Genomic DNA, 9,101 nt, shown 5'->3' with positions numbered 1-9,101 from the left:
GATCGGAAAGCCATGAAAGGCCGAGAGGGTCAGATCGTTCCGGTCACGGCGGCCAGGGCGTCGGCGGGCGCGGCGCCTTCCACGTGGATCAGCGACCAGACCGCATAGAACAGCAGCGGCCAGCGCTCCCCGCCATCGGCCGAGAAGGCCGCCTCGACGGCCTGCGGGCTGCGCACCCGGCGCACGGCGCCGAGCTTGGCCACCCGCGCCCCGATCGCCTGGGCGCGGGGCGCGATCCAGGCGTCGACCGGCACGGTGAAGCCCTGCTTCCGCGCCCAGGGCTCGGCGGCGGGGCAGGCGCGCTCCAGCCATTTGCGCAGCAGCCACTTGCCGTAGCGCCCGCGCACCTTGAACCGGTCGGGCAGGGGGAAGGCGAAGGCGGCGACCTCCGGATCGAGGAACGGCGTGCGGCCCTCCAAGCCATGGGCCATCAGGCAGCGGTCGAGCTTGGTCAGCAGGTCGTTCGGCAACCAGGTGGCGATGTCGGCCCACTGGGCCTGCTGCAGACGGGTCAGGCCCTCCGGCGCCTGGGCCGCGGCGCGCCAGCGGGCGAGGACCGCGGGCTCCGCGCCGCGCGGTTCGGCCAGGCGTCCGCCCAGCCAGGCGGGCCGCAGCGCCCGGCGGTAGCGGCCATAGCCGCCGAACAGCTCGTCGCCGCCCTCGCCGGTCAGGATCACGGTGAGCGTCCCCTTGGCGGCCTCGGCGAGCTTGTAGGTGGGCAGGGTCGCGTAGTCGGCGGTGGGGTCGTCCATGGCCCAGGCGACCTGAGGTAGGATCCGCCAGAAGTCCTCCTCGCCGAAGCGGGTCTCGCGCCAGTCGAGGTTCAGCGCCTTGGCCACCCGTTCGGCCTGCGCCCGTTCGTCGCGCGCACCCGGCGCGTCGAAGCCGCAGGTGAAGGCGGTCACCGGGCGTTCGTTCAGCCGCGACATCAGGGTGGCCACCGCAGCCGAGTCGATCCCGCCCGACAGGAACAGGCCATAGGGGACGTCGGAGCGTTGGTGGACCCGGACACTGTCCTCCAGAACCGTGTCCAGTCGGTCGATCAACCGGGCCTCGTCGTCGCCTCGCGAGAGCTTGGCCGGAACGGCGATCCGCCGCCCGCGTGGGACGGCCTTGCCGTCCACGATCTCGACGATTTCGCCCGGCGCCAGGCGGCGAAGCCCCTCGAAGATGGTCGTCTCGCCCAGGGTGTAGTTGAAGGCCAGCAACTCGCGCGCCCGGTCCTCCGACAGCTCGGCCCCGATCAGGCCGGCGGCCAGGAAGGCCCGCGGCTCGGAGGCGAAGGCGACCGAGCCGCCCTGCTCCAGCAGATAGAGCGGCTTGATCCCGAACGGGTCGCGAACCAGCCAGGTCCGCCCGTCGTTCCCGATCAGGCAGAAGGCGTACATGCCCCGCAGGCGCTCGAAGGCGGCGGGGCCCTCCTGCGCATAGAGGTGCAGCAGGGGCTCGAAGTCCGAGCCGGTGACCAGGCGTTCGCCCAGGTCGAAGTCCCGGGTCAGTTCGACATAGTTGTAGATCTCGCCATTGCCGATGACCGTCGAGCCCGCCCCGTGCAGCGGCTGCCAGCCGCCTTCCAGGTCGATGATCGACAGTCGCGCATGGGCCAGCGACCGGCCGGGCGTCTCCTCCACGAACACGCCGTCAGGGCCGCGGTGGGTGATCGCCTCGATCAGCGGCCGGGCGGAGCCGCCCGGGCCGATCACGCCGGCTATGCCGCACATCAGATCGCCCCGTAGTCGGCGAACAGCTGCCGCCACTGGGCGACCACGGCGGCCTGGGAGAATTCGGCCTCCACCCGCGCCGCGCCGCGCTTGGCCAGACCCGTGCGCAGCATCGGGTCGGTTAGCAGCCGGTTGACCGCCTGGGCCAGGGCCTGGGCGTCGTCGACCGGAACCAGCAGGCCGTCCTCGCCGTCGCGAATCAGGGCGGCGGGGCCCTGGCTGGCGGCGGCGATCACCGGCAGGCCGTGGGCCCAGGACTGGATCACCACATTGCCCAGGGGTTCGTAGCGCGAGGGGAAGACGCAGATATCGGCGGCCCGGTAGAGCGCCGAGGCGTCGTTGCGCCAGCCCAGGAACCTGACCCGGCCCGCCACGCCCAGCGCCTGGGCCATGGCCTTCAGCTTGGCCTCCAGAGGGCCGGCCCCGGCGATCCACAGGTGGGCGTCCGGGGCCTGGACCAGGGCGTTGAGCGAGACGTCGTGGGCCTTGGAGTCGTGCAGCCGGCCCATGGCCAGCAGCAGCGGGACGTCGCCTGGCGTGTCCAGCGCCGCCCGGTCGGCGGGGCCGACCTCGGCGGGGGCCTCGGCGAAGTTGGGGATGTGGCGCACCTTGCCGGCCGGCCAGCCCTGGCCCACCACCCAGTCGGCGATGTCCTCGGTATTGGCGACCAGCTCGTCGAAGCCCTTGTAGTATTTGAGGTTGTAGTAGCCGCCCAGCCGCCCGATCCGCGCCCAGGGGCCCTTGGGCGTGTGGCGCGCGGCGCGGTTCATCCAGGCCAGGGCCAGCTTCACGTCCTGCTTGCGAGCGAAGCCGGCCAGCTTGGGCTTGGTCAGGATGTCGACGGGCCCGCCGAACCGGAACACCCCGGACGGCGCGCCGAGACGCTCCAGGGCCGCCTCGCGGTTGGCGTTTGCGCGGATGGCGCAGGCCTGTTCCACGCCCGCCCGCGCCAAGGCGCCGACCAGGTCGAGGAAGTAGGTTTCCGCGCCGCCTTCGCCGGCCGTTCCCAGGAGGTGAAGCACGCTCATGCCGGAGAGAGCCTAGCTGGGTAACGCGCCGCACCCAAGCCGCTTGAAGCGGCGAAAAACCCACCCTATAACCCGCCCCTCGCCGAAAGGCCCGGCGGCTGGGTAGCTCAGATGGTTAGAGCGGTGGATTCATAACCCACAGGTCGGCGGTTCGATCCCGCCCCCAGCTACCACTCGATACAACCCCTGTTGGGGATAAGTATCGTCCTGCCGACGCATGAAGGCGGCGAGGGTCCCATGCAGGGTCACCATGACCGGGGCGTCCTTCTCGTAGCCGACGACCCGGACATCGATGTGGTCGACCAGGGCGCGAACGGCCTCCATCAGCGCCATCGCTTCCGGCGTGTCGAGTTTGGCCTGGCGGGTTAGCAGCGCCTGCAGGTCATCGACGCGGCGGGCGTATTGCTCGGCGGCCCTGGGGTGGAGCGTGAGCGGCGGCGGGGCGTTGGCTTGGGCGATGGCGAGGCGGGACACGACATCGGCCTTCTCGGCCTCCTGTGCGGCCAGTCTTTCGCGCATGGCCGGCGAGGCCGTCCCGTCGCAGATGGCGTCGACTAGCCGTTCGATTTGCCGGGTCAGCTCGCCGACGCGTCGCGCCAGGGGGGCGATCTGGCTAGTGCTGGCGGACCGCCTGGCCTCCCATGCCTGATGATAGGCCAGGACATAGGCCTTGACGGCCGCCGGGGTCAGGAGGCGGTCGCGGAGGGCCGTGAGGACCCGGGACTCGACCTCCTGGCGGGCGACGCGGCGATCGTTCGTGCAGACCGCCGGTCCTTTCTCGCGGTGTGCGGCGCAGCCCAGGCGGCCCCGGCTATCCGTCACAGTCATGCTGGCGCCGCACTCGGCGCAGCGGATGAGGCCGGAGAATACATGCTTGGGGCGGGGCGAGCGGCTGAAGGCGGCGCGGCCATCGCGCCGCGCCCTGACGGCCGCCCAGAGGTCCGGCGGCACGATCCGCAGATGGGGGACCGCCACGCGTTTCCACTCTCCCTCGGGCCTTGGCTTTGAGATGCGCTTGCCCGTGCGGGGGTCCTTGCGCATGTCGATCCGGTTGAAGACCTTCACGCCGGCATAAAGCTCGGTGTTGAGAACTCCGTTGGCCCGCTGCTTGGAGCCGGCGATGGTCGATGTGTTCCAGGTCCCGCCGCGCGGACCGGGGATGCGATCGGTATTGAGGCCGGCCGCGATCTGGCGGGCGTGCGCGCCCTGAGCGCATTCCTGGAAGATCCGAAGAATGACGGTGCGTTCCGTTTCGACAATGGCCATGGCCCCGCCGGGCTGGGAGGCGTAGCCGTAGAGCCGCGAGCCCGTGGCGAGACCCTTCTCGGCGTTGGAGTGCATCCCGCGTTTGGTCTTGGCCGAGAGGCCTTTCAGGTAGTCCTGGCCGATGAGGCCCTTGAAGGCGACGCGCATCGTTTCGACCCGCTCGACTTCCAGGGTGGCTAGCCGGGCTCCGGCGAAGTCGAGGCGGCTGACGACGTGCGCCAGATGCTCCAGGCTCCGGGCGATGCGGTCTTCATCCTCGGTAAGCAGGGCGTCGATCTGGCCGTCCTCGGCCGCTGCGACGGCGGCCAGCAGGCCCGGCCGATTGGCCATGGCTGCGCCGGAGATCGCCGCGTCCAGGAAGGTGTTGACGATCGTCCAGCCCTTGGCGCGAGCGTGACGGGTGCAGAGTTCGACCTGGTCCTCGATCGAGCGAGGGTTTTGCTTGTCGTCGGAATAGCGGGCGTAGATGGCGACGCGCATGGATCAGGCACAGGCCGGCGCGGGGTCGGGCATGTCGGACGCTCCCAGGCGACCCTCGGCCGCGGCCGCATAGTCCTCATCGGCATGGGCGCGCGCAAGGGCCTGGATCAGGCGCAGCAGTTCGGGCGCGACGTCGTCGGCCTCGGGCTGGGGATGCGCCGCGGCCCGCATGATTAGGCCGCAATCTCAAAAGGGGCGTTGATCCCGTGCTTGCTCCGGAAGGCGTTGATCGCCGCGCGCTGGCGCTCGATCTTGGCGTCCAGCGCGGCCAGCTCGCGGCCCCGCGCGAAATGCAATGCGACCAGGTGCTGGTCCATCGCGTGGGCGTCCGCCTTGCTCCAGCGACTGGAGCAAGGGAAGTGGGAGGACCGCCGAAACTCAGGGTGGCGAGCCTGGGCGTGCGCCAGGGCGGCATCCCGCATCTGCTGGCCGATCGCCCGGCGATGGCCGAACACGCCCTGCAGTGCGCGCTCCATGACCGCCAGGGCCTGTTTGCGGGTTAGATAGTCCATCAGTCCGGCCGCTTCTCTTTGTGGGAGTAGGGCCGAACGCGAGCGTCCATGCTGTAGCGGTGCTTGCCAGGATGGCCGGCGGCCCTGATGCACCTGAAGTCCCGGTTCGGCGCGGGGGGCTCGTGCATACAAAGCGTCTCGATCGGCACGCTGTACTCGTCTGAGAGCCACACGAAATCAGTCATCGCGCCCGCGCCGCCCTGAGCGCCCTGATTCGCGGTGCGTCCGGGACGAACTGGCCGAGCCGGCCTTCGCCCTCGGCGGTCCAGCGCTTGGCCTCGTCCCAGGCTTCGATGCAGTCCAGCCAAAGGGCGTCCCGCTCGCCCTCGCCCCGGCGCCAAGCCCGCCAGCACGCGTTGATCTGGGTCCGGAGCGGCATGGGGAGCCGCTTCCAGTGGTCCGTGCACATGAACTGACTGGATCGGCGAGTGCAGGCGCAGCCGACGGCCTGGCAGATGATCGCGGGCATCAGTGCATCGCTCGGGTTGCGGGCCGCTGGCGCAGGATCGCCAGCGCCTGGCGGGCGCGATCGGCCCGGTCATGGCAGCAAGGGCAGGTCGTCTCTTCCTTCGCGCTCTCCTGGACGACCAGGTCGAGGAAGGTTTCGGCGGCGAACTCCATCGCCTCCAGGCCCGCGCCTTCGACGCTGTAGGCTCCGATCACACCGGGCGTTCCGGTGTTCGGTGCGACCAGGACCGCACAGATGCCCTGGCGGGTTTCGCGATGCAGCTTGCGCAGGGTGCGCACGAACAGATCGGCTGCGGTTCTCATCAGAGCGCTTCCTTTTCGATGCGCTCCGCGCGGAGCGTCGTGATCCGGTGATCGAGGGTGGAGATCATCGCCGCCAGGCGGTCGGGCTGGGTCGCCAGGTCGATCCAGGAGACGGTTTCCGATGCCGCCGGCAGGTTGGGCCAGACGACGTCCGGACGGCCCTGGGCGAGGACGTGGACGCCGTCCATGGTTAGGGTGAGGGTGACCCGGTTCGCGGCGGCGGCGGCATGGGCGGCGGCCGTCGCCAAGCCGATCAGAGCGGCGCTCATGCCGCCCTCCTGGCCGTTTGGCGGGCCATGGGCTCGGCGGCGTCCAGGGCGGCCTGCAGGGCCTCCCAGTCGCGGCCGTTCAGCCAGGCGTAGCCGATGAAGCGGGTCCGCTGGCCGACCTGGTCTTCGCCGTAGACGGCGACGACGCGGCGGATCGAACCGTCGAAGGCCAGGTGGACGCGGTCATTGCGGAGCTGGAGGGCTTGGCCTTGCCGGTCGCGATGAATGCGGCGGGCCAGGGCCGACAGGTCGGCGAAGACCATCGGCTTGGTCAGGGGGTGGAGGTTGGCCAGCAGCGCGTAGTCGTAGGCGGCGCGGGCGCCGGGGCACCAGGCCCGATGGGTGGCGACGGGCGCGGTCATTCGCCGGCCTCGAACGGGGGTTCTTCGCGGAGATCACGGGCCTGGTCGAACCGGAGCTTGGCGTAGTTGGGCGCGACCATCGGATAGTCGGCCGGCAAGGCCCATCGGGTGCGGTAGGCGTCCGGAGTGAGGCCGTAGGCGGTCCGCAGGTGCGGCGCGAGCGAGAGGACGCGCCGGCCATCCTCAAGACAGGTGATCGTGTCAGGGGTGATCGAGCGCCGGATCGGGACCTTGGGCTCGCGGTCGGTGCGCTCGCCGGAGGCCTCCATGGGCATGTCCCACTCGGCGATCGTGGCGTTGAGGGTGGCCATGACCAGCAGGACGCGAGCCCGGACCAGTTCGGCCGGGTGCTGGCCATCGCTGTCGACGGTCAGCAGGGCGTCGCCGTTGGCGTCGAAGATGACCCCCAGGTCTGGCCCGGCGCCCGCCCGCAAGGGGAAGGCCACTCCCGCGCTGGCGAAGACAGCAGGGCGGTCAAAGTCGTCCCATTGGTCCAGGGCCTTGCTGACCGCGTGCAGCGCCTTCAGACCTTCAGCCGCGGCGGCCTCGTCCTCTTCGTCGCCGGTTAGCTCGGACTCGTCCCGGGCCACCTGGGGTGCGGCGACATCGTCCACGTTGAGCCAGGGCGTCCCGAAGGGTTCGACCGGAAGGGGTTCGAGGCCGATGGCCTTACGGGCGTCCATCAGGGCGTCGGCGTCGGCGGCCTGCGTTTCCAGCCAGGCGTGGCCGGCCTCGGTAAGCGCCGCGTGCGGACCGTCCGGCCACTGATGGCTGACCTGGATCAAGCGCAGGTCGCTCGCGAGCTGGGCGCAGGTCTTGTCCAGCCAGTACTTCCGCACCTGAGCCCAGGGCACGCCGGTGACCATCGCGCGATAGATGGTCGGGTCGTTCTCCAGCTTGAGGGCCAATTCGAGCATTGCAAGACGCTCGTGGGGATCTAGTTCTCGGGTCGGCAGGACGACGGGGGCCGGCGCTTGCGGCGTGGCCGTGGCCCTCCCCTTCTTCGGCGGCTCTTCGTAGTCCAGCCAGGACTGCGGAACCTGCAGCAGCGGAAGGTCCGGCCACACCTCCTTCGCCCGGTTTTCGCGAAACTGGGCATCGATGAGCGCCGGCCTGTTCTCCTTCTGGTGGATCAGCCAAACGATATGGCGGGTGATCCCCTCAGCGAAGGTTCCTGGTCCCCTGACGCCAAGGCAGGAGCGATAGCCGGTGTTGCTGAGAAATGGCGCGTCCAGGTCGGCGATGTTGAGATCGGCATCGCCGCCCGGGACGTACTTCGAAAGCCGCCCCTTGGCCTTCACGATCACGGCCATGCCGTTGATATCGAGCTTGAAGAGGCCGGACTGCCCGTACATGGGCGCCTCGCCGATCGGGGCGGCCAAGGCCTCGGCGACTTCGGCGCAAGCCGATTGCCGCCCGTCATCGCGAGGGGCGGCCGAACCGATGCTCTCGCCGCCGTTGAAGGCGTAGACGACCTGGTCGTACTCTTCAGCGAAGGCGCCGGCGGCGTCCGTGTCGCGCCTGCGGATTGCAGCGTCGTAGCTGACGAGGGCGATCCTCGCGGTCTCCAGGAGCGCGGCCCGTTCCTCAGCGGTCAGCTCGGCGGCAACCTCTTCGATGTCGGTCTGCACCGGCTCAACCGGCGTCGGGGCCTTCACACTGTCGCGCAACCTCTCCCAGGTGAAGTCCTTCGGGTCGGCCTCATGGCGGGCGATGTCCTCGGGCGAGGCCTCGCGCAGGACCTTCATCATCTCCTGGACGGTGCGGGGATCGCGGCCGGTCTTGAGCGCCGCCTCGCGGGCGCTGCAGCCGGTTTCCTCGATCATGCTGGCGTAGGCGCGGGCCTCCTCCATCAGAGTTAGGTTCTCGCGCTGGCGGTTCTCGACCAGGGCCAGGTAGGCGACCTGACCCGGCGAACGCTCGCGGATCAGCGCGCGCAGAGGGCGGACCTGCGGCCAGAGCCCTCGCTCGATCAGCAGGCCGACGGCGCGCCAGCGGCGCTCGCCGGCGGCGATGTCGTGGACGCCCTCAGCGTCGGCCGGGAAGGCCACCAGGTTCTGAAGGACGTCGCCGGACTCGTGGATGGTGGCGGCCAGCTCCTCCAGGGCCTGCTCGTCGAAGTGCTGCCGCGGCTGACCCGGGTTGGGCCGGAGTTGATGGTGGCGCAGTTCGATGATGTCGGAGGCCCCGGACGGGCCAAGGCCGTCGGCGAGGTTGATGGCCCGCAGCGCCCGGCGTCCCGTGTCGGTCAGATCGAACGGCTTGGCGTCGGTCACCAGCCCGTCGCGCTGCATCAGGCTGACCTGGCGGCCGATGTTCTTGGAGTCCATGCCGCTGGCGGCGGCGATGTCCTTCAGGCTGTCCAGGGGGCCGCCGGCGAAGGCGCGGAGGATTTCCTGGTTCCCCACGGCGACGACCGTGAGGGCGGACTGGGTAGGTGATTGAGCGTTCATGTGGGGTCCCGGTGAGTGGGACGCGGGCGACCGAAGCCGCCCGCGTCGGGTCAGGCTGCGGTCAGGGCGCTTTCGCTCCACCAGGCTTCGACCAGGCGGCCGTCCCCAGCGACATAGCGAACGTAGTAGGAGGGCTCGGACGTCAGGTACTCGGCGCGCCCGATGACTTCGCCGTTCTCAGCCGGGCCGAGACCCACCTTCGCCTTGAGATCGAATTTGAATTTGGTTTCCATGGGTGC

At 70.1% G+C, this 9,101-nt stretch carries 10 protein-coding genes and 1 tRNA gene; 1 reads left to right on the top strand and 10 read right to left on the bottom strand.

All coding sequences use genetic code 11. The features are described from left to right. Nucleotides 1–29: 29 nt before the first annotated feature. Together asnB and Q8Q77_RS05635 are read right to left on the bottom strand one after the other, a co-directional pair. Nucleotides 30–1,721, bottom strand: a complete 1,692-nt coding sequence (gene asnB, locus Q8Q77_RS05640) for an asparagine synthase (glutamine-hydrolyzing) (RefSeq protein WP_305582018.1) — start codon at nt 1,719–1,721, stop codon at nt 30–32. After that, nucleotides 1,721–2,749 carry a glycosyltransferase gene (locus Q8Q77_RS05635; RefSeq protein ID WP_305582017.1) on the bottom strand — a complete coding sequence of 343 codons (1,029 nt, stop codon included), beginning with the start codon at nt 2,747–2,749 and terminating at the stop codon, nt 1,721–1,723. Before Q8Q77_RS05635 ends, asnB begins: the two co-directional genes overlap by 1 nt. Before the next feature lie 96 nt (nt 2,750–2,845). Here Q8Q77_RS05635 and Q8Q77_RS05630 point away from each other — a divergent pair. Further along, a tRNA-Met gene (locus Q8Q77_RS05630) sits at nt 2,846–2,922 on the top strand. Here Q8Q77_RS05630 and Q8Q77_RS20695 read toward each other — a convergent pair. The 8 genes from Q8Q77_RS20695 to Q8Q77_RS05585 form a co-directional block, all read right to left on the bottom strand. After that, nucleotides 2,879–4,495, bottom strand: coding sequence for a recombinase family protein (locus Q8Q77_RS20695; RefSeq protein ID WP_371130414.1), 1,617 nt, complete (start codon nt 4,493–4,495; stop codon nt 2,879–2,881). The two genes, Q8Q77_RS05630 and Q8Q77_RS20695, sit on opposite strands and share 44 nt — an antisense overlap. Nucleotides 4,496–4,668: 173 nt before the next feature. Next, nucleotides 4,669–5,007: a hypothetical protein gene (locus Q8Q77_RS05615; protein ID WP_305582011.1), complete on the bottom strand. Its 339-nt coding sequence runs from the start codon at nt 5,005–5,007 to the stop codon at nt 4,669–4,671. Between the two features lie 181 nt (nt 5,008–5,188). After that, a complete protein-coding gene (locus Q8Q77_RS05610) occupies nt 5,189–5,476 on the bottom strand; it encodes a hypothetical protein (RefSeq protein ID WP_305582009.1) in 288 nt (95 codons plus the stop codon). Next, nucleotides 5,476–5,778, bottom strand: coding sequence for a hypothetical protein (locus Q8Q77_RS05605; RefSeq protein ID WP_305582007.1), 303 nt, complete (start codon nt 5,776–5,778; stop codon nt 5,476–5,478). Before Q8Q77_RS05605 ends, Q8Q77_RS05610 begins: the two co-directional genes overlap by 1 nt. After that, nucleotides 5,778–6,047 (bottom strand): hypothetical protein, encoded by a 270-nt coding sequence (locus Q8Q77_RS05600; RefSeq protein ID WP_305582005.1) that lies wholly within the window; start codon nt 6,045–6,047, stop codon nt 5,778–5,780. Before Q8Q77_RS05600 ends, Q8Q77_RS05605 begins: the two co-directional genes overlap by 1 nt. After that, nucleotides 6,044–6,409 carry a hypothetical protein gene (locus tag Q8Q77_RS05595; RefSeq protein WP_305582003.1) on the bottom strand — a complete coding sequence of 122 codons (366 nt, stop codon included), beginning with the start codon at nt 6,407–6,409 and terminating at the stop codon, nt 6,044–6,046. Before Q8Q77_RS05595 ends, Q8Q77_RS05600 begins: the two co-directional genes overlap by 4 nt. After that, nucleotides 6,406–8,862, bottom strand: coding sequence for a ParB/RepB/Spo0J family partition protein (locus tag Q8Q77_RS05590; RefSeq protein WP_305582001.1), 2,457 nt, complete (start codon nt 8,860–8,862; stop codon nt 6,406–6,408). Before Q8Q77_RS05590 ends, Q8Q77_RS05595 begins: the two co-directional genes overlap by 4 nt. A gap of 50 nt (nt 8,863–8,912) precedes the next feature. Next, nucleotides 8,913–9,095, bottom strand: coding sequence for a hypothetical protein (locus tag Q8Q77_RS05585; RefSeq protein WP_305581999.1), 183 nt, complete (start codon nt 9,093–9,095; stop codon nt 8,913–8,915). Between the last annotated feature and the right edge of the window lie 6 nt (nt 9,096–9,101).

It is taken from the genome of Phenylobacterium sp. (genome assembly GCF_030698145.1).
Taxonomy (GTDB): domain Bacteria; phylum Pseudomonadota; class Alphaproteobacteria; order Caulobacterales; family Caulobacteraceae; genus Phenylobacterium.
Note: the sequence above shows the minus strand (reverse complement) of the source record. Positions and strands in the feature narration are given on the sequence as shown.

What these genes read in the sequence shown, in the direction of transcription:
- asnB (WP_305582018.1), bottom strand. Translation starts at nt 1,721, where the DNA reads ATGTGCGGCATAGCCGGCGTGATCGGCCCGGGCGGCTCCGCCCGGCCG.
- Q8Q77_RS05635 (WP_305582017.1), bottom strand. Translation starts at nt 2,749, where the DNA reads ATGAGCGTGCTTCACCTCCTGGGAACGGCCGGCGAAGGCGGCGCGGAA.
- Q8Q77_RS20695 (WP_371130414.1), bottom strand. Translation starts at nt 4,495, where the DNA reads ATGCGCGTCGCCATCTACGCCCGCTATTCCGACGACAAGCAAAACCCT.
- Q8Q77_RS05615 (WP_305582011.1), bottom strand. Translation starts at nt 5,007, where the DNA reads ATGGACTATCTAACCCGCAAACAGGCCCTGGCGGTCATGGAGCGCGCA.
- Q8Q77_RS05610 (WP_305582009.1), bottom strand. Translation starts at nt 5,476, where the DNA reads ATGCCCGCGATCATCTGCCAGGCCGTCGGCTGCGCCTGCACTCGCCGA.
- Q8Q77_RS05605 (WP_305582007.1), bottom strand. Translation starts at nt 5,778, where the DNA reads ATGAGAACCGCAGCCGATCTGTTCGTGCGCACCCTGCGCAAGCTGCAT.
- Q8Q77_RS05600 (WP_305582005.1), bottom strand. Translation starts at nt 6,047, where the DNA reads ATGAGCGCCGCTCTGATCGGCTTGGCGACGGCCGCCGCCCATGCCGCC.
- Q8Q77_RS05595 (WP_305582003.1), bottom strand. Translation starts at nt 6,409, where the DNA reads ATGACCGCGCCCGTCGCCACCCATCGGGCCTGGTGCCCCGGCGCCCGC.
- Q8Q77_RS05590 (WP_305582001.1), bottom strand. Translation starts at nt 8,862, where the DNA reads ATGAACGCTCAATCACCTACCCAGTCCGCCCTCACGGTCGTCGCCGTG.
- Q8Q77_RS05585 (WP_305581999.1), bottom strand. Translation starts at nt 9,095, where the DNA reads ATGGAAACCAAATTCAAATTCGATCTCAAGGCGAAGGTGGGTCTCGGC.